The organism is Actinomadura sp. 9N215, assembly GCF_044326345.1.
Classification (GTDB): domain Bacteria; phylum Actinomycetota; class Actinomycetes; order Streptosporangiales; family Streptosporangiaceae; genus Spirillospora.
Window position 1 is genome coordinate 44,675 of record NZ_JBIRBA010000035.1, and the last position, 24,712, is coordinate 69,386.

Sequence of the window (24,712 nt, forward strand, 5' to 3'; positions counted from 1 at the left end):
GGGTGTGCTGGGTTTGGTGAGGGTGTCGGTGCGGGCCAGGCGCCGAGCCATGCTAGGCGCGCCGTCGACGCTCTCCCGCGACGCGCTGCCGGCCATTTCGGCAGCGGATCGTTGCCCCTCAAGGCCCGGCCCTTTCCGATGCTCAAGTGGAACGATACATGCCTGAACGTCGATGCCATTCAGGCAATGCGATGTTGAAGAATGAAATGATTGACAATACCTGGGCGCAAAAGTTACCCTCCATTCAGTTCCTGGGGCTACGTCCATTGTCGAGCGTGCGAGCAGGGCCCGCCCGGCAGTCGCATTTCGGTCGCCGAAATCAGCGTCCGCTCCCAGTGAAGAGGAACGCATGCGCAAAAGAGCCGCCATCACGGCCGCAGTCGCCGCCGCGCTCGCCGTGACGGCGACGCCGGCCACATCGGCCGCGGCGGGCCCGCGCCTCGTGCACGGCCCGGGAGGAGTCACCATTGAGATCGCGACCCTGACCGGCCCAGGATGCCGGTCCGGCACCGTCGGCATCGCCCTAGTGCCCAGGCGCGACGACTTCACCGTCACCTACGCCGATTACCTGGCGCAGGCGGGCGGCTCCTCCGCGCCGACCGACGCCCGTAAGTACTGCCATATCGCCCTGAAGGTCCACGTCCCACAGGGTTTCACCTACGCCATCTCATCGACGACCTACCGCGGCTACGCCTCGCTGCAGACCGGCGCGACCGCCACCCAGTCCGCCGACTACTACTTCCAAGGCCAGCCGCTCGCCAGGCAATACTCGCAGTCCCTGAACGGCCCACACAGAAACAGCTGGGCGTCCACCGACGAGGTGGACGAGTCCCAGCTCGTATACTCACCGTGCGGTGAGGCGCGCAACCTCAACATCCGCACGGAACTGCGCGTGCATCAGGGCACCTCTGACCCTTCGAAGGTCAGCTTCATCGCCATGGACTCCACCGACGGCACGATCAAGACGACCTACCACTTCGCCTGGAAGACCTGCCCGCAGCCCGCGTGACCGCCCGCCCTCACGTCAGCATGATCCCCGGCACCGTCGTCCCTCGGCGGTATGAACGTGTGTGCGGCCCGGACACGAACCCGCAGGCGCGGCGCGGGCCGCCGGTCATGGACGCAGATCCTCCCAGCCATCGTCTCGTCGAAGAGGCGTGGCGCGACATCCAAGCCAACGCTCGCGTCCGTGCCGAACTCCTCGACGCCGCCTACGCCGAACCCAGACTCCGTGAACTGTTCCCCTGGACGGGAATGGGAGAGCTCCACTTCAGCCGCAGCACTGACCAATGGTGGACCTGGGACATCCCCTAAATCGGGCCGACCAAGACGGCTACATGGTGGAGGGCCGGCTACGAAACCAAACCGTCGGACCCGCGGCCACCGCCGCCCAAGCCATCGCCATGGTGGTCCAACGACTCCCACCCGACTGCGGACCCTGCACCTGCCGAAAACTACGTCCGCGCAGGTCAAGTCGAAGAAGCACCGTCAAGTGGGCGCTGGTGGCCGATAAGCCGCCCAATTACCGGCGGGCGGGGAGGGCCATCCCCGCGTGCGCGGCGAGCACACTGCCTGACCTGGGACATAGGCAGTTAGGGCGCCGATTCGGAGCACTTGCGTAAACACACGGACATTTTCAAACCTCCCGCCTAAGGACGTAGCGGGGGCACCGTCGCGTATGAGCATCTTCGAATACGCAACGCTTGCATGACAGCGTTCATTCGCGGCAATCGGATACCGGTGAGCACGACCTCGATGCGCGGTCGCGCCCAGCACCCTGATCCGACAGGTGCGGTGCTCGATCAACGCCAGCACACAAAGCCACGCTCCGACCGCGGGGACCGCTTTCAGGAAGTCGCGCGCCGACAGCACATGCCGGTACCGTCGGCGAACCGCACAGTTGCAGGTACCTGCGGGCGAAATGCCGCAGATACCAAGCGAACACTTCAGCGCGGCCAGATGACTATGATCATGCGGCAGCGCCACCAACCCATACAGCACTTCGCCCATGTCGTCGGCCACCGGGCAGGAGTGTGGGCTGTGCAGGGCCGAGGAACAACCGTCCGACGGGGTAGCGGTCGGCCCCGGGCGCCACGTGCGTGACCAGCGTGGTTCGCCCACCTCGGCGTGCCCTTCACCTCGTGGATCGCCACCACCCGCCACTGGTCGGCCGCGGCCAGCAGGCGCTCCGGTTCGGCGTCACGGCCGGTGAAGACGGCCACGTCCCGCAGCAGCGTACGCATCGCCACCGCTGAACCGGAACCGGCACGCGCGGACGGCACCGTCACACCACCCACGTATCGGGAGGCGACGGTTCAGTACGACTCGGAGATCAACTCCACCCAATGCGACATCTTCAACGGCCGCCTCCCCTGCCAGCCAGCACACACCCTCATAAAGGCGTACCTCGCTCTGGCCGCCGCGCCACGTCTGCCCTACCTTGCGTCGACCTGCGTCCTCGATGGCTGCGCACTACAGCCATTCACCTCAAAGCAGCCCTCGCTTTTTGTACGAAGCCGGCGAAGCCATGCCTCCGGCCGCCTGCCAGAGTGCTTGGAGATCACGTATGATCGGCAGATCTTCGGCTGAGTGTTCAACGGTCGAAAATATTAACACTGAAAAACTGGTGTGCCCTGAAAGGGTTCCATAAGTCGGCTGCTGATCTATTTTTAGGGGGCCTTTGGCGTAGACCCCCACAAAGGAGCCGTGATGTCCCCCCGACGCGCTGGTATCTTGGTAGGTGCCGTTCTGGTCCTGATCTTCGGAATGACCCACCCTGCCACAGCAGCCGATCAATCCAGCAAGAACCACCGTCCGGCCACCCAGGCCGCGCCGCCCATCATCGGCGGCTCTTTCGTCACCGACGCCGAGGCTCCGTGGGCCGCCTCGATCTATCGCAGCGGCGGATCGTTCACCTGCTCCGGCACCATCATCGCCCCGACCTGGGTGCTGACCGCGCGGCATTGCGTCAGCAGCGGCATCACCGTCCGCGTCGGCAGCGTCTACAGATCACGCGCCACCACGATCGCCGTCACCAACTACCAGGTGTCGCCGCAGGGAGACCTGGCCCTGGTGCAGTTGTCCAGCGCCCACAACACCACCTTCTCCCAGCTCGCCGACACCAATCCGCCGAACGGCTCGACGAACCAGATCTGCGGTTGGGGCTACACCAGCTACAACGGCCCGATCTCGGAACAGCTCAAGTGCGCGGACGTCCGCGTCACTTCCACAACGTGCCGTGACTACCACAGCGGCCAGGCGATCTGCAGCAGCAGGATCACCGGCAACGCTTGGAGCGGCGACTCCGGCGGCCCGCAACGCTACAACGGCCAGCAGGTCGGCGTCGCCTCCACAGCCGACGGCCGGTCAACGCAGACCTACGGAAGCGTGCCCGCCAGCCGCTCCTGGATCCGCTCAACAGCCGGCGTCTGACCGCCCGCGCGCCCGGACCGCCCGGCCGGAACCCCTCCCGGCCGGGCGTTTCCGCATGCATGGCGGGCCACACGCCGCGCCCGCGGACCGTCCCGCTATTCGTCACCAACGGTGTGCGCCAGGCCCGGACGACTGCTCGACGATCGGCTCCGTCTACGCCATGAGCCGCTCATCATCCTCGGACTGCACACCAATCAACGCCCAAAAGCCGGGCCGGCCTCCAATAAATACCACCGTGTCAGCCGTGAAGAGCAGGCATGACGGAGCGGCGACAGAAGGCGATGACCCCGCCCTGATCGAGTTGGTCGGAACAAACAAAGGGCATGACTCCAAGATCGGTGATGCTCTGCAGGCTGGAACGTGATCCACGGGATCCTCAACCGTGCAACCGGGCCTTTGCTCGTGTGGCAAATTTCATACGGTTGAGCCACTCGTTCTTCAATGCTGCGAAGAACGATTCGGCCAGCGCGTTGTCCCAGCACACGCTGGTTCCGCCGACCGAGCGCCGCACCCACTTCTTGGTCAAGTCGGCTGAACTCTTCGACCGCGACATCGGCGCCGTCATGGTCCGGGCCGCGACAGCCGCCGACGAGTCCGAACTGACCAGCACACTCCAGATATGGCGCCTGCCGCCCGACCAGTTCCTCTACTCCTGACAAACCGGCGACCCACAGTAGCCGGGCAAACAACAGACTCATCCACAAAGAAGCACACTGCCCAGACGGGCCACCCATTGAGATGCCCTCGCGGGCGGCACTCTGCGACACAACCGAGCTTCACCCTGCGCGCGGCGATAGCGCGCCAGTGGCGATGATGTGGTGTGGGTTTATTGGCGTGTCGCCCACCGACACAACCCCCATGGCGCAGCTATTAATCCGTAGGTTGTGGGTTCGAGTCTCGCGCGGCCCACCAGCTGTGACCTGCTCGAACAGCGTCCACGATAGCTATGGCGGCCGCCGCCTGGGCCGCACTGAGGGCAGCCTGGGTCCTGGTTGTTCCAGGCGCATCGGGCACCGGTCCAGGGGCTGTCCCGACCCCCGGTTCCGGCGGTGCCGGTTGAGGGGCTCAATGTCGGGGCGGTCCGGGGTGGAAGGTGGCCTGGCCGGTGGGGTGGAGGCCGGTCTGGTCGCCGGGGCGGAGGTGTAGGTGGCCGTCGACCCGGACGTCGACCGGGCGTTCGAGCCCCTCGACGGAAAGGGTGATCATGGCGTCGTGTCCGTAGTAGCGCACGTCGGTCACCGTGCCGCCGGGGGTTGTTCCGGTGGGTTCGGTGAGCCTCAGTTGCTCTGGTCGCAGGATGACTGTGCCGTCGCCGGGTGCCTCGGCAGGTGCGCGCAGTTCGATCGTGCCGAGGGCCGTCGTGGCGGTGCCGTTCGAGGCGGTCCCGGGCAGGAGGACGGCGTCGCCGACGAATCCGGCGACCCAGGGGCTGGCGGGACGGCTGTACACCTCCTGCGGGGCGCCGCACTGCGCGACTCGTCCTTCGTGGATGACGGCGACGAGATCCGCGACGGACAGGGCCTCCTGCTGGTCGTGGGTGACGAGAACGGCCGTGGCGCCGGTCGCGCGCAGAGCGGCGCGGACGTCGGCGCGTACTCCGGCGCGCAGTGCGCTGTCCAGGGCGTTGAACGGCTCGTCGAGCAGGACGAGCGTGGGCTCAGGGGCCAAGGCGCGGGCCAGGGCGACGCGCTGCTGCTGTCCACCGGACAGTTCGTGCGGCATCCGGCCGCCGTATCCGGCCAATCCCACCAGTTCGAGCATCTCCTCGGCGCGACGCCGGCGTCCCGAACGGTCGGTGACGCCGAAGGCGACGTTGCGGGCAACGCTCAGGTGAGGGAACAGCGCACCTTCCTGGGGGACGATGCCGATGCGGCGGCGTTCCGGGGGGACGTGCGTCTCGGGGGCGGTCAGGGTCCGTCCGCCCACCGTGACGGTGCCCGCGTCGGCTCGCAGGAAGCCGGCGATGACGCGGAGCAGGGTGGTCTTCCCGCAGCCGGACGGGCCGAGCACGGCGGCCAGCGAACCGCTCGGGACGTCGAGGCTGAGCCCGTCCAGGACGGTCGTGCCCGTGCTGCTCCGGGGGGTGCCAGGGGTCGTCCTCCCACCGCGATCCGGGCCGTACACCTTGGTCAGCTCCTTGATGCGCAGATCGGTCATGGACGCTGCCTTCCGAGGAGGTAGGAGGGTACGGCGGCGAGCAGGATCAGCGCGGCGGCGTACGGGGCGGCGTCGGCGTAGGACCCGACGCCGGTCTCGGTCCACAGCCTGGTGGCGAGGGTGTCCATGCCGGTGGGACGCAGCAGCAGGGTGGCCGGCAGTTCCTTCATGCAGATCACGAAGGTCAGGGCCGCGCCGGCCGTGACGCCGGGGGCGGCCAGCGGCACGGTCACGCTGCCCAGGACGCGCAGGGGCCCGCGGCCGAGCGAGCGGGCGATGTCCTCCAGGACGGGCGGCGCCTGCAGGACGGCGGCGCGCGTGGCGGTGACCGCGACCGGCAGGAAGAGCACCGCGTAGGCGCAGACCAGCAGCGGCAGTTCCTGGTAGACGGGGGTGGCGTAACGGACCGCGAAGAACACCATGGCCAGGGCGACGGTGATACCCGGCAGGGCGTGTCCGGCGTAGGCGGCCTGTTCGATCAGCTCGGCGGCCCGTCCCCGATGGCGGGCCGCGAGAACGCCGACGGGAAGGGCGAGCCCGGTGGTGAGCGCGGCGCCGGCCGCCGCCACGCCGAGGGTGGCGCCCGCGGTGCTCAGGAGCCCGGCCGGGTCCCAGGTGGAGCGGTTCCCGGTGGCCAGCCAGTAAGCGAGCGTGGCCAGCGGGAACGCGACGGCGGCGGCGGCGACCGCCCCGCACCAGGACAGGGCGGGGACCGTCAGCCGTCCGAGCGGCATCGGGACGGCGGGACGCGCGGTCCCGGTTCCGGTCCTGGCGTGCCCGCGCCGCCCACGGGTCCGGGTCTCCAGCGCGACGAGAGCGATGGTCATCACCACCAGCACCACGCTCAGCGCGGCGGCCGGGGTGCGGTCGAAGCTGGCCTGGTAGGAGGTGTAGATGCCGCGTGTGAACGTGTCGTACCGCATCAGCGACACCGCGCCGAAGTCGGACAGCACGTACAGCGCGACGAGGAGCCCGCCGCCCGCCGCTGCCGGGCGCAGTTGCGGCAGGACGACACGGAGGAAGGTCCGCGCCGGGCCCGATCCGAGCGAGCGGGACGTCTCCTCCTGCGCGGGGTCGATGCCCCGGAGCGCGGCGGCCACCGGCAGGTAGACGTAGGGGTAGCTGACGAGGGTCAGCGCCAACGCCGATCCGGTGAATCCGGACAGGTCCGGCACTGCCGACAGCCAGGCGAAGGCGGCCACGTAGCTGGGCACGGCCAGCGGCAGGGTGGCGATCACCGACCAGGCGCGGGCGCCGGGCAGGGACGTCCGCACGGTGAGCCAGGCCAGCGAGATCCCCAGGACGAGGCAGGCCGCCACCACGACGGCGGCCAGGACCACGCTGCGGCCGAGGAGCTGCGCGGTGCCCGCGGTGGTGACGACGTCCCAGGCGAATCCGGGGCCCCGCTCCAGGGCCCGCACGGCGAGGTAGCCGAGCGGCAGCAGGGCGAAGGCCCCGGCCAGGCACGCCGGACCGAGCAGGGTCCTCGGGACGCGGGCCGCGGCCATCGGTTCAGACCATCCCCGCTTCGCGCAGCATCGTCAGGGTCTGCTGCAGCGAGTCGAGCTTCCCGAGGTCGATCTCGGGGGCCTTCAGCGAGTCCAGGGGAGGCAGGCCGGGCACGGTGCCGACGATCCCCGCGGCCAGTGGATACTCCTTGGTCTTGTCACTGAAGTAGGTCTGCGCCTCCTTCGACAGCAGATAGTCGACGGCCTTGAGCGCGGTCGCCTGGTGCTCGCTGCCCTTGAGCACCCCGGTGCCCGCGACGTTGATCAGCGCGCCGGGGTCGCCGCCGGGAAGGTAGTGCAGCTTGGCGGTGACACTTCCCTCCCCCTTCTCGGCGACCTTCTCGTACCAGTAGTAGTGGTTGATCAGCCCGATCGAGACCTGCCCGGAGTTCACCGCGTCCAGCAAGGCGAGGTTGTCGTTGTAGGCCTTGACGCCGTTGGCCTTCATGCCCTTGAGCCAGGCGCGCGTGGCCTCGTCGCCGTCCAGGACCCGCATACCGGTGACGAACGCCTGGAAGGAGGCGTTGGTGGGCGCGTAGCCGACCTTGCCCTTCCACTCCGGCTTGACGAGGTCGCGCACCGTGTTGGGCGGCTTGGGCACCTGCGTGGGGTGGTAGGCCAGCACGCGGACGCGGCCGGAGAGTCCGACCCAGTCCCCGGCGCTTCCACGGAACTTCGCGGGCACCTTGTCGAGGGACGTCTGGGGCAGCTTCTCCAGGCGCCCCTCCTTCGCCAGGGCGCCGAGCGCACCGGCGTCCTGGGACAGGAAGAGGTCGGCCTTCGACTTGCCGCCCTCCTCCAGGATCTGCGCGGCCAGTTCGGCGCTGGAGCCGTACCGCACTTCGACGTCGGTGCCGACGGCCTTCTCCAGCTTCTCCAGCAGCGGCTTCACCAGCCCCTCGTTGCGACCGGAGTAGATGACCAGGCCGGCGTCGCCCCCGATGCCGCATGCGGTCCCGAGTGAGAGAACGAGGGCCGTCAAGATCAAAACGGAGGAGTATCGGCGCAGGGGGTTTCGCATGATTTCCTCGGGAGGGTGATCTAGAAGAAGATTGGCATTTAGTTTAGCCTTACCTAAAATGCCCAGGGTGAGCAACCCCCATCCCTCGGTGCCCGCGGTCGTCCCGTTCGCCCGCGACCTGGCCGGTCACGGCGACCGGACGGCGGTCATCACCGCCGACGGCGCCCTCTCCTACCGCGAGCTCGCCGACCGGGTGGCGGCCGCCGCCCGGCGCCTCGGCACCGGACGGCGGCTCGTCCTGCTCGCCGGCGCCAACACCGTCGACGCCCTCGTCGTCTACCTGGCGGCGCTGTCGTCCGGGCACCCCGTCCTGCTCGCACCGCACGACCGACCCGGCTTCCTGCGGTCCCTGACCGACGCCTACGACCCGGACGTCGTGGCCTACCCGGACGGGACGCTCGACGAGCGCCGCACAGGCTCCGCACACACGCTGCACCCCGACCTCGCGTTGCTGCTGAGCACGTCCGGTTCGACGGGCTCACCGAAGCTCGTCCGGCTGTCGCACGAGAACCTGCGGTCGAACGCCGCGTCCATCGCCGCCTCGCTGGGCATCCGCGCCGGCGACCGCGCCGCCACGACCCTGCCGATGTACTACTGCTACGGCCTGTCCGTCATCAACAGCCACCTGCTGCGCGGGGCGGGCCTCGTCCTCACCGGCCTCTCGGTGACCGACGACCGCTTCTGGACACTCTTCCGCGTCGCCTGCGGCACGACCCTCGCAGGCGTCCCCTACACCTTCGAGCTGCTGGACCGGGTGGGCTTCGCCGACATGCGGCTGCCCGACCTGCGCTATCTCACCCAGGCGGGCGGACGGCTGCCCGCCGCCCAGGTGGAACGCTACGCGGCGCTCGGAAAGCGCCACGGCTGGGACCTGGTCGTCATGTACGGCCAGACCGAGGCGACCGCCCGCATGGCCTACCTGCCGCCCGAACTCGCGTCCCGCCATCCGCGGGCGATCGGCGTCCCGATCCCCGGCGGCTCCTTCCGCCTGGAGCCGCTGCCGGACGTCCCCGGATCCGACACCGGCGAACTCGTGTACGCCGGGCCGAACGTCATGCTCGGCTACGCCGAGAGCCCCGCCGACCTGGCCCTCGGCCGCGCCGTCGACGAACTGCGCACCGGCGACGTCGCGCGGCGCCTGCCCGGCGGGACATACGAGATCATCGGACGCCGCAGCCGGTTCGCCAAGCCGTACGGCCTGCGGATCGACCTCCAGCACGTCGAGGAGACACTCGCCGGACACGGCCTGACCGCATGCTGCGCCGGCGACGACGCGGGACTGGTCGTGGCCGTCACAGGCGACACCGCGGGACGGATCGTCCGGCGGCTCGTGGCGGCCGAGTGCGGCCTGCCCGCCAAGGCGGTCAGCGTGCACGTCCTGCCCGACCTGCCCCGGCTCCCTACCGGCAAGCTCGACTACGATGCCGTGCTCCGGCTGGCCCGCACCGACCCGGCGGCCACCACGGACCTGTGCCGCCTGTACGCCGAGGTCCTGGACCATCCCGGCGTCACCGAGGACGACACCTTCGTCGGCCTGGGCGGCGACTCGCTGTCCTACGTGGAGATGTCGCTGAAGCTGGAGGAAGCACTCGGCCACCTTCCCCCGGACTGGCCCACGCGGCGCATCCGCGACCTGCGGCGCTCGGCCCGCGGCACCAGGCTGCGGGCGCTGGAGACGGGCATCGCGCTGCGCGCCGCCGCGATCGTCCTCATCGTCGGCTCCCACATCGGCCTCTTCTGGATCCAGGGCGGGGCACACGTACTGCTGGCGGTGGCGGGCTTCAACTTCGCCCGCTTCCACCTCACCTCGGCGGGCAGGCGCGAACGCCGCCGGCACGTCCTGGGCACCCTGGCGCGGATAGCCGTGCCGAGCGTCGCCTGGATCGTCCTCGCGGCACTCCTCACCGCCGACTACCACTTGGTCGACGCGCTGCTGCTGAACAGCGCGACCGGGCGCGACAGCAACTACTGGTTCATCGAGGTGATCGTCTACATCCTGCTCGCCATGGCCGCGTGGCTGAGCGTCCCGGCCCTGGAACCGGCGGAGCGGCGCTCGCCCTTCCCCTTCGCCCTCGGGCTCCTGCTGGCCATGCTGATCGTCCGCTACGACCTCGGTGGGCTCACGGACCTGCCGGACGCGATCACCGCCCTCTGGATGTTCCCCCTCGGCTGGGCCGCGGCGAAGGCCGCCGGTGTGGGGCAACGTCTGCTGGTGACCACGATCGGGCTGGCCACGATCCCGGGATACTTCGGCCCAGGGGAGCAGCTCAGAGAGATCATCCTCATCATCGGCGTGGCCCTGCTGATCTGGGTCCCGCTCCTGCCGAGCACCGCCTGGCTCAACCGCCTCACCGGCCCGCTCGCCGCCGGATCGCTCTACATCTACCTGGTCCACTGGCAGGTCTACCCGCTGCTGGACGAGCACTCCGAGCCCCTGGCCCTGCTCGCCTCACTCGCGGCCGGCCTGGCCTACACCGCCGTCGCCACGAGGGCCATCCGCTATACGACCGGCCGAAGCAGCAGGACGACCTTCCGGTCACCGACACCTGAGCCACCCCCAGCCTTGCGGACGAGTCTCCAAGAACCCGGGAAGGTTCACCCTGTGACCGACAGAGGTCACCCGTCACCAGACGAGGCTGGCCACACCTCCCCGCCGCCTCTCACCGTCGGCTATCAGGCGGACGATCTGTCCGTCCTGTTCAGAGGCCCCTCGCAGTGACCACCGAAACCTCAGGAAAAACGCAGACCACGATCGGCACGGCGGAGGTGGCCATCACCGGCGATCGCAACAGCCCGCGGAACGGTTTCCAGCAGACCACCCGTGGCCAGTCGCAGCACGGTCAGGGCGGGTATCACCGCGATCCACACCATCAGTGGCCACGTTCGAACATGAATTGGCAGGTCGCAAGGGTCGTCTGGAAAGCGGTTCAATGTGATTCGGCTGGCTGATCGCCGTAATGGCGAACGAAGATCGTTTGCCGACGAGGTACTTGCGGGAGTTTGGCGGTTTGTTGGGTATGGGTTGACATAGTGTCCGGAGATGATCGGCCATGAATGAGCCCACATGATTGCGCCCCGCCGGGCTCGAGGGACCGCGAAGCATGGAGGAGATTCATGAAACTCACCATGGCTGCTTCCGCTCTGACGGCGGTGAGCGTCACGATCGGCATCGCTGCACCGGTCGCGGCCAGTGCCTTCCCGACGAATCGTGCAACGCCCTCCCGCGCCGACGCGCGGGACACCGCAGACAAGTATCGCGACTACGCCGATCTCGCCCGCAACGAGGAGGAGGGCCAGGACTACCGGCGCAGCCTCCGCTGGCCACCCGGGGCCAAAGCCGCGCATATCGCCATCCATGGAGGTGCGATCGAGGCCGGCACCACCCAGCTTGCCGACCATGCCGCGAGAGCACGTCAGAGCTATGGCTTTTACTCCTTCGAGGGCATCAAGAGCGAAGGCAACCAGGACCTGCACATCACCTCCACCAGGTTCGACGAACCCAAGGGGCTCAAACTGGCCCAAGGCGTCAGCTACACGATCTCCTGGCACGGGATGAGCGGCGACACCGCCAGGACCTATATCGGCGGACGCGACGCACTACTGCGCTCTCGTGTCGTGGCGGCGCTGAAGGAGGCCGACTTCTCGGTCGAGCCGGCACCCGACGACCTCGACGGGATGAGCAAGGAGAACATCGTCAACAAGAACCGCAGGGGCATGGGCGTACAACTCGAACTGACCACCGCCCAGCGCAGGGCGTTCTTCGCAGACGGCAAATTGAACCGCGCCTGGATCGAGGACCCATCCCATCAGACCACGGCGTTCAAGAAATACACCGCGGCGGTCGACAAGGCCCTGGCCACCGTCGCAGGCTGACTGATCCCCACGCCGGATCTGGTAGGCCCCAACTCGGGACCAGCTCGAATACGTCATTGTCGAGTGGAGCGGCTGGTACAACGACCGCCGACTGCATACCGCGATCGGCGACGTCCCATCAATCGAATACGAGACGGCCTACTACGGTTACGGTGGCCAGCTACGCCTACGTCAACCCGATGGTCGCGGTGACGCTGGGCGCACTGCTCGGCCAGGAGCCGCTGAGCCCCAACCTGCTGCTCGGCGGAGCCGTCATCGTGAGCGCCGTGGTCCTCGTCGTCAACAAGGCCATGACCCAGCAACTCCGCTGCCGCCCCACCCGCACAAAGCCCTCAGGCGAGGCGCGTGTCGTCCGTTGAGAGGAGGTCCTCCAGGTAGATGGGAGACGGACCATCCAAGTCGTGGCGCCTCCCGGGGGACGGCCAGACGCCGTTCTCGGTCAGCCGGTTACGGAGGTGTCAGGCCGGAGGGCATCGATGCCGGATGGCTTGCAGCACCGTGCCGACGGTCGGGCGGTGGCGGCTGCTGGCGCGCATGACGGCAAGTACGTCGCGCTCGGCGTCCTTGGCGTCGACTTCCTGGATCGCGACGCCGGGCCATGATCCGAGATCCGCGGACGCCGGGATGAAGGCGATGCCGTGGCCGGCGGCGACGAGTGAGGCGATGATCGCGGAGTCGCCGTTGTGATGCGTGATGTCGGGCCGGAACCCGGCCTGGTGGCACAGTCGCGGCACCAACTGCCCGAAGAAGCTGCCCGGCGCTCCGGCGATCCAGCGTTCGTCCACCAGGTCGGCGATCTGGACCGGGACCCGGCTGCGCGCCGCCGGGTGGTCGGCGGGAACCGCGAGCCGTACCGGGTCGTGGAACAGCAATTCGTTGTGCAGCCCATCGGGCACGTCCAGCGGTGCGCCGCCGTAGGAGGGCACGATGACGACGTCGACGTCCCCCGCCCGCACGGCGACAAGAGCGTTCTCGGCGGCCATGCCGATGCTTTCGACACGCAGTTGGGGATGCTGTTCGCGCAGGTCGGTGAGAACCTGCGCGAGGAGGCGGATCGCGACGCTCTGGAACCAGCCGACACGGACCGTGCCGCTGAGCCCTCCGCGCAGCCGCTCGATCGCGGCGCCCGCGAGTTCGATCTCTTGCAGGATGCGCTCCGCTCGCAACGCCAGCTCGGTGCCCACCTCGGTCAGGCGAAGACCGCGCCCCACCTTCTCGGTCAGCGGCGCGTCGACGGTCCGCTCCAGTGTGGCGAGCTGGTGGCTGGCCGCGGAGCGGCTGAGGAACAGTGCCTCGGCTGCGGCGGTGAGCGTTCCCCGCAGCCGGAGCTCGTGGAGCAGCCGTAGGGACGACAATGACCACATAGGTGAACGATATCGAACAATGATCGGGAAAAGGTTGCGCTTGTGCGCCGCTTCGCGGGCTGATCTTCTGGGACTTCAGGACGAGGGCACGAGCGGAGGACCGCCATCATGATGAGCGCCGAGGGGGGCACGGTGAGTGAGTGTCCGAGTTGCGGCCGACCGGCCGCCGGCACCTCCAGGGTCGTGTCCCGGCATCTGACTTCCGACGGCGTCGTAAGTTACACGCGGTGTCCATGCGGTGAGTACCAGGTACGAGTCCAGCCCTGCGGCACTGCCCAACTCATCAAACGAACGAACCAGGGCCTGACGACCTCCGCCCGACCAAACTCAGATCATCGACACACGCTCCCGACTCGGGCACCAGAATAGGACGACCTGAATTTGGCCTCGTTAAGGCTCGCACTATGGGCGATAGTGCCCAGGCCGTACGCAGACGGCCTGAATCTGTGCACGTGAGCGGGGCGCCCGAGCGACGGGTTCAGCTCCCCGCCGGGCATGACTGGTCACCGCTGCGCTCTTCGTGGATTGTGCGTCTCCCTCTGGTAGGTAGTCGCTACGGCATAACCGAGCCATAATCAGGGCGGCCCGGTCAGCGGCCATTTCGCGGTCGGCAGGGCCGGACACACATCTCCTGTGCCGTACGTCGAGGCGCCAATCGGTGACGAGGAGGCCGATATGGCAAGACCAAGGCGGAAGCTTCGCACCCGAGCAACGGTCCTGGTGGCCGGAATCGTCGTCCTGACGGCGCCTGCGGCCACGGTCGGCGCGGCGACGGGCAACGGTGCCGCGACGGGCAACGGTGCCGCGCTTGGCGATCCGGGCAACCGGGCGGCACCGGGCGACATCGCCCAATGGGTGGTGGACATGGACGCCGCCAAGTTACGCGAACTATTGGCGAGCGGCCGGGTGACCTCGGTTCGATTGGTCAAGGCCTACCAGGCGCGCATCGATGCTTACGAGCGGGCGTACGCCGACCAGCCCGGTGTCAACGCGGTCATTCGCAGGGACCCCACGGCGATCGCCGATGCCGCCCGGCTCGACGCCGAACGCGGACGGGGGCACGTCCGCGGGCCACTGCACGGCATCCCGGTCCTGATCAAGGACAACTACGACACCGAAGACCTGCCCACGTCCAACGGCTCGCTGGCACTGAGGCACTGGCGCACCGCCGATGACGCCGAGCAGGTCGCGCGGCTGCGCGCGGCCGGGGCGATCATCGTCGCCAAAACCAACCTGCACGAGTTCGCCTCCGGCGTCGAGACCATCAGCTCGCTCGGTGGACAGACCCGCAACCCCTACGACCAGACCCGCAACCCGGGCGGCTCCAGCGGCGGCACGGGTGCCGGTGTCGCGGCCGGCTTCGGCGCGGCCGGTCTGGGCTCGGACACCTGCGGCTCCATCCGCAGCCCGGCGGCCCACAACAGCCTGGTCGGGCTGCGGCCGAGCCAGGGCCTGTCCAGCCGCGACGGCATCGCGCCGCTCTCCGACACCCAGGACGCCGGCGGCCCCATCGCCAAGTCGGTCACCGACATCGCACTGATCCTGGACGCCACCGCCGGATACGACCCGGACGACCCGTCCACCAAGGCGTCCATCGGACGGATCCCCCGCACCTACACCGCCGCTCTGGACGACGCCGCTCTGGCCAACACCCGCATCGGCGTGTTCACCGACTACCTGAGCACGTCGGGGCCCGCGCAGGCGACGACGGCGCTGGTCCGGGCCGCCGCCGCGGACATGGCCTCGCAGGGCGCGACCGTCGTCGATCTGCCGCCCCAACCCGCGCTGATGTCGGCGGTGGACGCCTCCTGGGTGTTCCCCGACGAGACGGAGCGCGACCTCAACCGCTACCTGGCGGCGCCGGGCTCGCGATTCCCCCGCTCGCTGGCCCGGCTTGAGCCGCCGGCCGACATCGTGACCCTGGACGACATCGTCACCTCCGGCCAGGTCACGCCCACGGTCCTGAAGCGGCTCAAGGAACGGCTGGGCACCTCGACCGGCCCGCAGGACGCCTACCGCCAGCGGCTGGCCCGGCGCTTGCAGGCGCAGCAGCTGCTCCACAAGCTGTTGAACGACCATGACCTGGACGCACTGGTCTACCCGGCGGTCTCGCAGCAGGCCGCGCCGATCGGGCAGCCTCAGGAGGGTCTCCGGATCTGCGCCCTCGCCGCCAACACCGGGTTCCCCGCGCTGACGATCCCCGCCGGCTTCACACCCGACGGCATGCCGGTGGGAGTCGAACTACTGGGACGGCCGTTCAGCGAGCCGACACTGCTCGGGCTCGGGTTCGACTACCAGCAAGCGACACATCACCGCCGGCCGCCGGCAAGTACCCCACCCCTGAACTGACCCCGTCGCCGCAAACGCCTCCTCCTCCGCGGCGGTCGTCATCTACTTGATGGCCTTGATGCCTTGATCGTCGGCTCCTTGCCGACCGGCCCTGGTGATGAGTTTTCGCGGCCGCACCCGTCACACCCATGACGGGAAACCACGAGACGGAAGGATGACGTGATGGGTGCGGACACGTGGCTGGAGGAGCTGGGCGTGAGCGGTCTGGACGAGGTCGGCGAGCCGGAGTTCTCGGGGCTGGCGGAGCGGCACCGGCGGGAGCTGCACGTGCACTGCTACCGGATGCTCGGGTCGTTCGAGGACGCCGAGGACACCGTGCAGGAGACGTTCCTGCGCGCCTGGCGGCGGCGGGAGACCTTCGAGGGGCGGTCGACGTTGCGGGCCTGGCTGTACCGGATCGCCACCAACGCCTGCCTGGACCTGCTCGCCAAGCGCCGCCCGGAGCCCGCGACCGGCGGCGAGGTGCGGTGGCTCCAGCCCTACCCGGACCGGCTGCTCGACGAGCTGCCCGCGGGCGACGCGGACGAGCCGGAGGCCGTCGCCGTCGCGCGGGAGACGATCGAACTGGCGTACCTGGTCGCGGTCCAGCACCTCGCGCCGCGCCCGCGGGCCGTGCTGATCCTACGGGACGTTCTCGGCTGGCCGGCCAAGGACGTCGCGGAGCTCCTCGGCGACTCCGTCAACTCCGTGAACAGCGCGCTGCAGCGGGCCCGCGCCGGCATGCGCGAGCACCTGCCCGCCGAGCGGCAGGACTGGACCGGCGGCGAGGAGGACGCCGGGACGCGCGAGGTCGTGCGCCGCTATACCGACGCCAGCGTGGCCACCGACGTCGGCAGGCTCGCCGCACTGCTGCGCGACGACGTCCGGTGCTCGATGCCGCCCACGCCGGGCCTGTACGTCGGCCGCGACGCGGTGGTGAACGACTGGATCGAGAGCGGCTTCGAGGGCATGAAGCACCTGCGCGCCGTCCTCACCTCCGTGAACCGGCAGCCCGCCGTCGCCTTCTACCAGAAGCGGAAGCGGGAGGGCGCGTACCTGCCGCTGACGATCGACGTCCTGCGCGTCACCGGCAGGGCGATCACCGAGATCGTCACGTTCCACGACGACCAGTTCCCGCGGCTCGGGCTGCCGGATCACCTGCCCGCCGACGGCACGGAGTAGTCCCGTTGCGGACGCTCGCGCTGCGCGGTGGCGGGCGTGTCGCGGTGGTCGACGCCGAGTGGTCTGACGCGTTCGGCGTCGTCACCCGCGGGCGGGTGCAGCTGGAGCTGCGCGACGGTGAGCCCGGGCCGGTCCTCGGACGCGACGCAGGGTTCTGGCTCCGCGGCACCGGCGTCCGCGCCCTGCGCAACCCCGGCCGCCGCACGGCCAGAGTGCGCATCGTCACCCCCACGGCCGCACGCCGGCCAACACACCCCAACGCCAATCACCCAATGATCGAGGACGACATGAACAGCATGAACGACACCGGGGTCGTCGCAGGTCCGGCATCGGGCCAGACCAGCCGCCGCACCCACCGACTCCGCGGGCTCGCCGGCGCCGGTCTGGTCGCCACGCTCGCGGCCATGGCGGCCACCACCCTCGCCGCTGCGCTCGCCCAGGCCGCCGGCGTCGACTTCGAGGTCCCCGATGGCGGCGAGTCGATCCCGTTGTCCGGGTTCGCCGTGGTGACCGGGTTCTTCTCGGTCGTGGGCAGCGTCGTCGCCGTCGCTCTTCTTCGCTGGAGCGCTCGCCCCGCCGCGCGATTCGTGTGGACGGCGGTGTCGCTGACCGCGATCTCCTTTATCCCGCCCCTCCTCTCCGGGGCGAACACCGCCACCATCGCCGCCCTCCTCGGGCTGCATCTCGTCGCCGCGACGGTGATGATCCCCACCCTGGCGCGGAGCCTCCACACCCGGACCGACTGACGATCCCGCAACACCGTGACATCGCGATGAGGCGGTAGACGGTAGGCGGTGATCGCGAATGGCGTCGAGGGACTCGGCGGTCTGCGCCGCCGTCCACAGGCGTGGGCCGCGAGACCGATGGCCGGGGGACGCCGGGCCGGTGCCCGGCGTCCCCCGACGGATGGGTGCGCGGTCAGGATCGAGTTGCGATCCGGTAGGCGCGGATGATGGTTTGTTCCAGTTTGTTGCCGTCGCTGTCCTCGGCTGTGGCGCGGAGCGAGACGAACCCGTTCGCGGGCGGGTGGCGTACGAGCGCCACCGATCCGCGCGGCGTCTGCTTGAGCTGTGCGTCCTGCCAGGTCTTTCCGTCGTCGACGGACACCTGGACGGTCAGGCCGCGCAACCGCCCGGCGTCGCCGTCCGGCTGTGATTCGGTGATGACCGGCAGTTCGATCTCGCGTCCGGCCTCGGCGGTGCCGTGGTCGTCCACCGGTGGGACGTACCGCACCGCCCACAGGGGCAGCAGGGCCGGCTTGCCATCGTCGGCGTGACCGGAGCGGAACGTCCAGGCCACGTCCACCAGGGTGGACAGTTCACCGGACCGCCGTTCACTGGTGATGTGCAGCCGGTAGTCGGACGGCTCGGGCGGCACGGGGAACTCCGTCATCGCGAACGGTTTCCTGCCGATTTCGACGCCGTTGCGGTACAGGACGGCCAGGGTCCGCGCGTCGCCCCATACGGTGCCGTACCGGCCGGAGCCGTCACCGTTGAACGCCGTTTCGACCTTGAGGACGTCACCTTCGCGGTAAACCATCGGCCTGCCTCCGCGAGGCAGTGTCGGGCCGATGACGGCATAGTTCCATTTCTCGGTGTAGGTCCGCCCGGCGCGGTAGGCGACGGGTGCGGACTCCAGGTAGCTCGCCGGCTGGGAGTCCGGTCTGAACTCGAAATCGATCGCCTGCCACCGCACCCCGCCCTCGGTGGTGTAGTACTCGGTGCGGTGGAACGGCAGCCGCGTGGACAGCGACGGGGCGACGTTGCCCAGCAGCCCCAGGTCGGTGCTGGGGAAGGTTCCCGACTCACCGGTGGCGCCGGGGGTGTTGATCGCGCGGCTGACCTTGACCGTGGCGAAGTCCCGCTGCTCGACCTTCTTGGTGAAGCCGGTGATCATGCGCTGCCCGGTCGGCCACGCCATGTGGTAGACCGCCGGGCTGTCGGTGTCGGTGCCGTCCGGTCCGGGTTGCAGGACGGTCCCGCGCACGAAGGAGCGGAAGCCCTTGACGGGCTCGTCCGGCCCCATCCGGCCGGCCGTGACCTGGTCGAAGCTCGTCGTCTGGAGCATGAAGTTGTAGGAGTTGCCCGGGGCGGAGAACCCGGCTCCCACCTGGGCCGCGCGCCATTGCAGATCGGTGCGCGGCGGGGTCACCGTGACCGGTTCGGCCTGCCGCGCGTCGGCGACGAGGGTCTGCGCCGACGTGACCTCCAGTCGCTGCTGGACGAGCAGGGTGTTGAGGTTGTCCTGGTTCTGGCCGATGACGGAGTTGACGGTGTAGACGCCCTTGGGCACCCGCACCGTGTCGCCCTTGCCGGGCCCGGGCGTCCCGTAGACGCCCGGCTTGTCCATCCGGAAGAGGGTGTCGAGGAACCCGGCGGCGGGAGCGCCAGCACGGTCCAGGTGCTTGATGGTCAGGTCGTAGCTCTCCTGCTCGTTCTCCAGGCTGAACGGTGTGCCGATCACGGTGTCGCCCGCGGTCGCCCGCAGGTGGCCGGTGATGTAGCCGTACACCGCCCCGATCGCCTTGGTGTCCGCCGAGAAGGTCACCGTGGCGCGGCCACCCGCCGGCACGGTCACGGACGAGGGGCTGGCCGTGAACCCTGCGGCCGGCACGGGCTTACCGTCCGGGCCCTTGGCGTCCGTGGACAGCTTCAGGGTCACCGGCGCCTTGCCGTGGTTGACGTAGGTCACCGGCTTGGGCACGGCGGGGCCGTCGTGGGGCCAGCGCTGCGTGCCGAAGCTCACCGAGCCCTGCTCGGCGGTCACCGCCTGGCCGACCGCGCGGGCCACGTCGAGCCGTCCGGCGCCCTGGCGCGTGAGCTCGACGCCGGGCAGCGGCCTGGCCGTGCCCATCAGGTGCGCCTTCAGCTGGGCCGGCGTCCAATCCGGATGCTGCTGGGCGAGGATCGCCGCGGCGCCGGTCACGTGCGACGCGGACATCGAGGTGCCGGTGAACGACGCGTACTTCTGGTCGGGCGAGGGCGGCCACATGTCCTTGCCGCGTGCGGCGACGATGGACTGGCCCGGGGCGGCGATGTCCGGCTTGAGGGCGAGGTCGCCCGGCCGTGGCCCGCGGCTGGAGAAGCCGGCGAACCCGTCGGTCTTGGTGGTCGCGGCGACCGAGAGCGCGGCGTCGGCACTGCTCGGCGAGCTGATCCGGATGCTGGGGTGGGACTCGCCGCTGTTCCCGGCGGCCGCCACGAACAGCGTGCCGTACCGCTCCGTGAGGTTCCCGACGGCCTGTTCCACCGGGTCGGCCCCCGGCCAGTCGGCCTCGCCGAAGCTCAGGTTGACGACGTCCGCGCCCTGCTCCGCAGCCCACTGCATGCCTTCGAGGATCAGCGAGTCCGGGCATTCGCGCCCGATGCAGATCTTGCCGATGAGCAGGCTCGCGCCGGGGGCCACGCCGCGGTAGCGTGCGTCCGCGGCGGCTCCGCTGCCGGCCACGGTGGACGCCACGTGGGTGCCGTGGCCGACGGTGTCCTCGGGCTCGTCCGGGGTGAAGTTCCGCTCGGCGACCACACGTCCGGCCAGGTCGGGATGGGTCGCGTCGGCGCCGGTGTCCAGCACCGCCACCTTCACGCCTTTGCCGTCATAGCCCGCCTTCCACGCGGCGGGCGCGCCTACCAGCGGCACGCTGGTGTCGATGAGGAGCCGGCGCCGCCCGTCCAGCCAGACCTTCGTTCCGGCGGCGGGGGGCCGCGTGGTGAGTGATCTCCACAGCGCCGTTCCTGGTCCGGCATCGGCCGCCACCGCGTGCGCCGCCGGCAGTTCCCGGGTCACCGCCAGACCCGGGAGCCCGATCGCCGAACGCGGCGACGTCTTGGGACGGGTCACGATCAGCGGCAGGCCCTTGGGACGGGCGTCGTAGCCGAAGTTCAGCAGGGTGGTGACGTTGAACAGGCGCGGGTCCAGCCTCTCGGACTGGAGCAGGGGCAGGGCGTCGGTGGGGATGACGTGCTGCTCGCCGCCGACGCGCTGGTTGAGGAACGGTATGCCGGTCCGCCCCTTGGCGGGCTCGACCAACACGCCCTGGCCTGCGACTGTGACCCGGTCACCGGTGATCAGCGTGACGGTGCGGGGCGCGGCTCCGGCCGCGCGGGCCGGTGCCGCGCCCGAGGGAGCCGATGCCGCGCCAGGGGGAGCCGGTGCCGCGCCCGAGGGAACCGGCGCCGCCGAGGCGGGACCGGCGGGACTGAGCGCGGGGAGCAGGCTCAGCAGTACCGCGACGGCCGGCAATCGCCAGCGCGCCCTTGGACGTGGATGCATTTCTTCTCCTCCTGGTGCTGACCGGAATGGCCCGTCGGCCCCGCCCAGCCGTCGGCTGGACGGGGCGCGCCACGCGACTGAGCCACCAGCGGCAAGGGACCTCGTGTCTCCATGAACCGGTTCGCTCGGAGGAAGCGGGGCCCCGGGGAGTGCCGGGGACGAAATGGCCGCCGATGAAAGGTCCGGCCAGGGCCGCCGATGAAAGGCACGGCCCTGGCGCCCGGGAGCGCGGTTCGTCGAACGCAAGGGCCGGAAGCGCCATTCCGAAAAGCGGAACCGGCCCGGCGTCCATCGGGTGATGGTACGTCGCGAGGGCATGCACAGCTCCTTTGCTGGTATGCGCAGGCCCTCATTAAAATAGATCAGCGATCAGTCGCCATGAGGCTTCCACTTCAGCCCGGTATTTCAGTCTTTAATTCACTTTCCATCGAAGAATAGAGTAGCCTATTACTCTATTGTCGCCATTGCCGTCACCCCAGCAGGCGCCGGAAAGCCGGGAGCCGATGGTCACAAGACGCCGGGGGACGGGCAAAGACGAGTAATCCCATTGCTCTACTCCCGCTCGCCTTGGCCGTCGCCGGTCGGGCCGAGGAGAGCGGTGGCGAGCTGGGCGCGGTTGGAGACGCCGAGCCGGGAGTAGGCGCGCCCGAGGTAGTTGTCGACCGTCCGCACGGACAGGGCCAGCCGCTCGGCGATGGCCTTGCTGGACATTCCCCTGGCGGCCAGCAGCGCCACCTGGCGCACGCGCGGGGGGAGCGAGGAGTCCAGGACGTCGGACCCGAACATGACCAGTGGGGTCCGGGCGCCTTCGCAGAGGTCGAGGAGGGCGGCCGTCCGTGCCTGCGCCGCCGCCGCCCGTCCCGGACGCCCCGCCTTCCGGTGGGCCCTGGTGGCGGCGGCGGCCAGCTCCGCGGCGTGCAGCGCGAAGCCGAGGCGGTTCAGGTCGGTGGCCGCGCGGTCGAGGGCCTCGCCGTCGGAGGAGACGAGCGCGTGCGCCGCACTGGCCAGTGCCGGCATCAGGGGGCCGTCGACGAAGCCGCCCAGTTCGGTGAGGCGGGGCAGCACCGGCCGCGCCTCGCCGAGACGAGCCGCGTCGTACAGCGCGATCGCCTCGTCGGCGTACAGCTCACCCTCGTTCGCCAGCGCGGCGGCGTGCCGGGCCTGCGCCGCCGCGCGCGTCAGGTCTCCGGTCGCGGCGAGCACCCAGGCGCGGTTCATCTCGATCCACGGATTCATCACGCGGTTGGTCTCGTCCCGCAGCGCGTCGGCGCGGGCCATCCATCGCTCGGCGCCGGTCGCGTCCCCGGCGAGCGCCGCGGCGGCGGCGAGGTCGGCCAGCAGGCTGCGGGTCATCCTGAAGGAGTCCTCCCCCTCGCGGGCCGCCACCGCCTCGCGCAGCGCGGCCTGGGCGGTGACCACCTGTCCCCGCACCTTGGCGAGCCCGCCGCGGAATCCCGCCCAGCTCGCCGCCAGCCCCCGGGCGCCCTGGGCGACGGCACCCGCGTAGCCCTCCTCGGCGAGTTCTCCCGCCTCACGCAGCCGGCCGGACATGCGCAGGGCGAGGCAGCGGGTCCAGCGGAGCATCGCCTCCTGCCAGGGCGACTCGTCGCGGACCTCGTCGGCCGGGGCCGGTCCTCGGTCGCTCAGCGCGAGGGCGGTGTCGAGACGGCCGAGAAGCGTGTTGGCGAGCACGGCGACCGGCCGGATCTCGCCTCCCATGGTGCCCGTGCGGTCCACGCTCGCGGAGACCAGGTCCAGGGCGTCGCGGCAACGTCCGTCGCAGAGCAGGAGCCATATGCGGACGGCTTCGGCGACCTCGCAGTCCGGATCGGCGGCGGCGCTCCGACCGGCCTCGCCATTCTGATCCGCCTCGCCATTCTGGTCGGACTCGCAGGACGGATCGGCCTCGCTATTCTGATCGGCCCGGTCATCCCGGTCGTCTCCGCCGCGTCCGCCGTCCGGGGTCTCCGCGCCGGGACCGCCGCTCGTGGCACCGGGCCGGGGGCGGTCTAACACCTCGCTCGCCGCGTCCGATGACCCGGCTCCCCAGTACAGGCACGCCGCGCGGACCGCCGCCCACTGCCAACGCCGGTCACCGTCACCGGCCGCGGACAGGCTCCCGGCCAGCACCGCCTCCGCTTCCGGACCCTGCCCCCGCCAGGCCAGGGCCAGGGCCAGCATCCGATCCGCCTCGGGACCGGCGCCGAAGTCCCTGGCGCCTCGGGCGAACCGCTCGGCGAGGGCGAGGTCGACCCGCTCGGCGGCCTGGCACGCCGCGCTGAGCAGCGCCTTGGGGCGTGCGGCCGTGCCCGTGTCCAGCCGCCACCCGGCCAGGCGGAGCTCGTCGTCCCGGCGGCGCCGCGGCTCCCCGTCGAGGACGTCGGCCAGCCAGCCGCGGATTCTGCGTGCCCGGGCCACCGGGAGGACGCCGCGGATGACGCCGCCGTGCAGGGGCGGGACGAGCCGCAGCACGCGCCGCCGCCCGGATCTCGCGAACACGACCATGCCCGCGCGTTCCACCGCCTCGACCGCGTCCGGCTCCAGCGGGCCCGCGACCGTCAGGCGGTCCAGGGTCGCGACGGGCAGCGGCTCCCCGCAGGCCAGGACCTCCAGCACCGTCCGCGCCGCGCCGTCCAGCGTGCCCAGCCACTCCTCGGCCAGTTCGTTCAGGCGCGTCCCGTGCTTGGCCGCGGCGTCCCAGAACCACACACCCTCCCTGCGCGCCAGGGCACCGTCCTCCCGGGCCCCGATCAGCAGTTCGCGCAGCAGCAGCGGATGGCCCGCCGCCATCCGGTCGATCTCCGCCCGGGTCACCCCTTCCACCAGCGCCCCGAGAGAGTGCTCCAACAGAACGGACACGGTCGCCGCCGTGAGGGGACCAACGCTGATCCGCCGGGCGGGGCCGTCCTTCCAGAGCCGGACGATCGCATCCGGGGCGGGCTCACCGGTCCGCACCGTGGCGACCACCGAGACCAGCCCGTGGACCGTGAGCTGGTGGATCACCGAGGCCGACCACTCGTCGAGCAGGTGCGCGTCGTCGACTCCGAGCACCACTGCCAGGCGTTCCGCCCGCGCCGCCATGGTCTTGGCGATGCGGCGGAAGACCTCGGCCGGGTTCCCGCTCAACGGTCTGTCGGGCGAGAGCACCGGAAGGACGACCCCGAAGGGAATCGACGCGCCCGCGCGGGTGGCCGGCAGCCAATCGGTGTCCCGGCCCGCCCGCCGCGCACGGTCCACGGCCTCGCGCGCCAGCCGGGTCTTGCCCACCCCGGCCCCGCCCGCCAGCACGGCGCCGCCCGAATCCAGCGCGGCCTCGATGGCGGCGAGTTCCGCGTCCCGGCCGACCATCGGCCAATCCGTCATCGCCGGATCGCTGCCTTCCATCGGCCCCTCCGCTCCCGGTAGGAGTTCGTCCCGCGAACGGTCGTGACTCAGGTGCGCGCGACGCGACCATTGCGGCGGGAAAGCGAGCGGCCTCGGCTTGTGGTCATCGACCGCGAGCCGACCGACTCTCAGTCGTGAGTGTGAGGCGGCGCCCGGCGCGAGGCAAGCATCGCCCGCCCCGCAAGGGATTCCCC

18 protein-coding genes and 1 pseudogene are annotated in these 24,712 nt (G+C 70.2%); 11 read left to right on the forward strand and 8 right to left on the reverse strand.

The genetic code is table 11. The features are described 5' to 3' along the window. The first annotated feature begins 349 nt into the window (after nucleotides 1-349). From ACH34T_RS38780 to ACH34T_RS38795, 4 genes are all read left to right on the forward strand, one after another. Nucleotides 350-1,009, forward strand: coding sequence for a DUF4360 domain-containing protein (locus ACH34T_RS38780; RefSeq protein WP_396025980.1), 660 nt, complete (start codon nucleotides 350-352; stop codon nucleotides 1,007-1,009). A 107-nt stretch (nucleotides 1,010-1,116) separates the two neighbouring features. Continuing rightward, a complete protein-coding gene (locus ACH34T_RS38785) occupies nucleotides 1,117-1,314 on the forward strand; it encodes a DUF6193 family natural product biosynthesis protein (RefSeq protein ID WP_396025981.1) in 198 nt (65 codons plus the stop codon). Continuing rightward, entirely contained in the window at nucleotides 1,290-1,622 is a 333-nt protein-coding gene (locus tag ACH34T_RS38790; RefSeq protein WP_396025982.1) for a DUF6193 family natural product biosynthesis protein, read from the forward strand. The genes ACH34T_RS38785 and ACH34T_RS38790 overlap by 25 nt, the downstream gene beginning before the upstream one ends. 1,087 nt (nucleotides 1,623-2,709) lie before the next feature. After that, nucleotides 2,710-3,432, forward strand: coding sequence for a S1 family peptidase (locus ACH34T_RS38795; protein WP_396025983.1), 723 nt, complete (start codon nucleotides 2,710-2,712; stop codon nucleotides 3,430-3,432). Nucleotides 3,433-3,820: 388 nt separating this feature from the next. Here ACH34T_RS38795 and ACH34T_RS38800 read toward each other — a convergent pair. After that, nucleotides 3,821-3,943 (reverse strand): annotated as a pseudogene (locus ACH34T_RS38800) (integrase core domain-containing protein); the annotation flags it as partial. A 7-nt stretch (nucleotides 3,944-3,950) separates the two neighbouring features. Between ACH34T_RS38800 and ACH34T_RS38805 the strand changes: the two are divergent. Then, nucleotides 3,951-4,088, forward strand: coding sequence for a hypothetical protein (locus ACH34T_RS38805; RefSeq protein ID WP_396025984.1), 138 nt, complete (start codon nucleotides 3,951-3,953; stop codon nucleotides 4,086-4,088). Nucleotides 4,089-4,497: 409 nt separating this feature from the next. On the opposite strand, the gene ACH34T_RS38810 is transcribed toward ACH34T_RS38805, so the two are convergent. From ACH34T_RS38810 to ACH34T_RS38820, 3 genes are read right to left on the reverse strand one after another with little or no spacing between them, the layout of a single operon-like run. Beyond that, entirely contained in the window at nucleotides 4,498-5,589 is a 1,092-nt protein-coding gene (locus tag ACH34T_RS38810) for an ABC transporter ATP-binding protein (RefSeq protein WP_396025985.1), read from the reverse strand. After that, nucleotides 5,586-7,097, reverse strand: coding sequence for an ABC transporter permease (locus ACH34T_RS38815; RefSeq protein ID WP_396025986.1), 1,512 nt, complete (start codon nucleotides 7,095-7,097; stop codon nucleotides 5,586-5,588). Before ACH34T_RS38815 ends, ACH34T_RS38810 begins: the two co-directional genes overlap by 4 nt. A 4-nt stretch (nucleotides 7,098-7,101) precedes the next feature. Then, the gene (locus ACH34T_RS38820; RefSeq protein ID WP_396025987.1) at nucleotides 7,102-8,079 is read right to left on the reverse strand and encodes an iron ABC transporter substrate-binding protein; all 978 of its coding nucleotides are present in this window, start codon (nucleotides 8,077-8,079) and stop codon (nucleotides 7,102-7,104) included. A gap of 106 nt (nucleotides 8,080-8,185) precedes the next feature. Between ACH34T_RS38820 and ACH34T_RS38825 the strand changes: the two genes are divergently transcribed. After that, nucleotides 8,186-10,837, forward strand: coding sequence for an AMP-binding protein (locus ACH34T_RS38825; RefSeq protein ID WP_396025988.1), 2,652 nt, complete (start codon nucleotides 8,186-8,188; stop codon nucleotides 10,835-10,837). 11 nt (nucleotides 10,838-10,848) lie between these two features. On the opposite strand, the gene ACH34T_RS38830 is transcribed toward ACH34T_RS38825, so the two are convergent. Continuing rightward, the gene (locus tag ACH34T_RS38830; protein ID WP_396025989.1) at nucleotides 10,849-10,989 is read right to left on the reverse strand and encodes a hypothetical protein; all 141 of its coding nucleotides are present in this window, start codon (nucleotides 10,987-10,989) and stop codon (nucleotides 10,849-10,851) included. A gap of 243 nt (nucleotides 10,990-11,232) precedes the next feature. Here ACH34T_RS38830 and ACH34T_RS38835 point away from each other — a divergent pair, with 243 nt between their 5' ends. Together ACH34T_RS38835 and ACH34T_RS38840 are read left to right on the forward strand one after the other, a co-directional pair. Further along, nucleotides 11,233-11,991, forward strand: coding sequence for a poly-gamma-glutamate hydrolase family protein (locus ACH34T_RS38835; RefSeq protein ID WP_396025990.1), 759 nt, complete (start codon nucleotides 11,233-11,235; stop codon nucleotides 11,989-11,991). A gap of 152 nt (nucleotides 11,992-12,143) precedes the next feature. Beyond that, nucleotides 12,144-12,350 (forward strand): hypothetical protein, encoded by a 207-nt coding sequence (locus ACH34T_RS38840; RefSeq protein ID WP_396025991.1) that lies wholly within the window; start codon nucleotides 12,144-12,146, stop codon nucleotides 12,348-12,350. A 99-nt stretch (nucleotides 12,351-12,449) separates the two neighbouring features. Here ACH34T_RS38840 and ACH34T_RS38845 read toward each other — a convergent pair whose 3' ends face one another. After that, complete coding sequence (locus tag ACH34T_RS38845) at nucleotides 12,450-13,355, reverse strand: LysR family transcriptional regulator (RefSeq protein WP_396025992.1); 906 nt, start codon at nucleotides 13,353-13,355, stop codon at nucleotides 12,450-12,452. Nucleotides 13,356-14,030: 675 nt separating this feature from the next. Between ACH34T_RS38845 and ACH34T_RS38850 the strand changes: the two genes are divergently transcribed. From ACH34T_RS38850 to ACH34T_RS38860, 3 genes are all read left to right on the forward strand, one after another. After that, a complete protein-coding gene (locus ACH34T_RS38850; protein WP_396025993.1) occupies nucleotides 14,031-15,704 on the forward strand; it encodes an amidase in 1,674 nt (557 codons plus the stop codon). 162 nt (nucleotides 15,705-15,866) lie between these two features. Further along, nucleotides 15,867-16,865, forward strand: coding sequence for an RNA polymerase subunit sigma-70 (locus tag ACH34T_RS38855; protein WP_396025994.1), 999 nt, complete (start codon nucleotides 15,867-15,869; stop codon nucleotides 16,863-16,865). A 5-nt stretch (nucleotides 16,866-16,870) separates the two neighbouring features. Then, nucleotides 16,871-17,611, forward strand: a complete 741-nt coding sequence (locus ACH34T_RS38860) for a DUF6069 family protein (protein ID WP_396025995.1) — start codon at nucleotides 16,871-16,873, stop codon at nucleotides 17,609-17,611. 172 nt (nucleotides 17,612-17,783) lie between these two features. Here ACH34T_RS38860 and ACH34T_RS38865 read toward each other — a convergent pair whose 3' ends face one another. Next, nucleotides 17,784-21,134 carry a S8 family peptidase gene (locus tag ACH34T_RS38865; RefSeq protein WP_396025996.1) on the reverse strand — a complete coding sequence of 1,117 codons (3,351 nt, stop codon included), beginning with the start codon at nucleotides 21,132-21,134 and terminating at the stop codon, nucleotides 17,784-17,786. A gap of 552 nt (nucleotides 21,135-21,686) precedes the next feature. Next, on the reverse strand, nucleotides 21,687-24,518 hold the full coding sequence (locus tag ACH34T_RS38870) for a LuxR C-terminal-related transcriptional regulator (protein WP_396025997.1): 2,832 nt from the start codon (nucleotides 24,516-24,518) through the stop codon (nucleotides 21,687-21,689). Between the last annotated feature and the right edge of the window lie 194 nt (nucleotides 24,519-24,712).

Coding starts and splice junctions, on each gene's coding strand:
- ACH34T_RS38780 (WP_396025980.1), top strand. CDS start 350: ATGCGCAAAAGAGCCGCCATCACGGCCGCAGTCGCCGCCGCGCTCGCC.
- ACH34T_RS38785 (WP_396025981.1), top strand. CDS start 1,117: ATGGACGCAGATCCTCCCAGCCATCGTCTCGTCGAAGAGGCGTGGCGC.
- ACH34T_RS38790 (WP_396025982.1), top strand. CDS start 1,290: ATGGTGGACCTGGGACATCCCCTAAATCGGGCCGACCAAGACGGCTAC.
- ACH34T_RS38795 (WP_396025983.1), top strand. CDS start 2,710: ATGTCCCCCCGACGCGCTGGTATCTTGGTAGGTGCCGTTCTGGTCCTG.
- ACH34T_RS38810 (WP_396025985.1), bottom strand. CDS start 5,589: ATGACCGATCTGCGCATCAAGGAGCTGACCAAGGTGTACGGCCCGGAT.
- ACH34T_RS38815 (WP_396025986.1), bottom strand. CDS start 7,097: ATGGCCGCGGCCCGCGTCCCGAGGACCCTGCTCGGTCCGGCGTGCCTG.
- ACH34T_RS38830 (WP_396025989.1), bottom strand. CDS start 10,989: ATGGTGTGGATCGCGGTGATACCCGCCCTGACCGTGCTGCGACTGGCC.
- ACH34T_RS38835 (WP_396025990.1), top strand. CDS start 11,233: ATGAAACTCACCATGGCTGCTTCCGCTCTGACGGCGGTGAGCGTCACG.
- ACH34T_RS38845 (WP_396025992.1), bottom strand. CDS start 13,355: ATGTGGTCATTGTCGTCCCTACGGCTGCTCCACGAGCTCCGGCTGCGG.
- ACH34T_RS38850 (WP_396025993.1), top strand. CDS start 14,031: ATGGCAAGACCAAGGCGGAAGCTTCGCACCCGAGCAACGGTCCTGGTG.
- ACH34T_RS38855 (WP_396025994.1), top strand. CDS start 15,867: ATGGGTGCGGACACGTGGCTGGAGGAGCTGGGCGTGAGCGGTCTGGAC.
- ACH34T_RS38865 (WP_396025996.1), bottom strand. CDS start 21,134: ATGCATCCACGTCCAAGGGCGCGCTGGCGATTGCCGGCCGTCGCGGTA.
- ACH34T_RS38870 (WP_396025997.1), bottom strand. CDS start 24,518: ATGGAAGGCAGCGATCCGGCGATGACGGATTGGCCGATGGTCGGCCGG.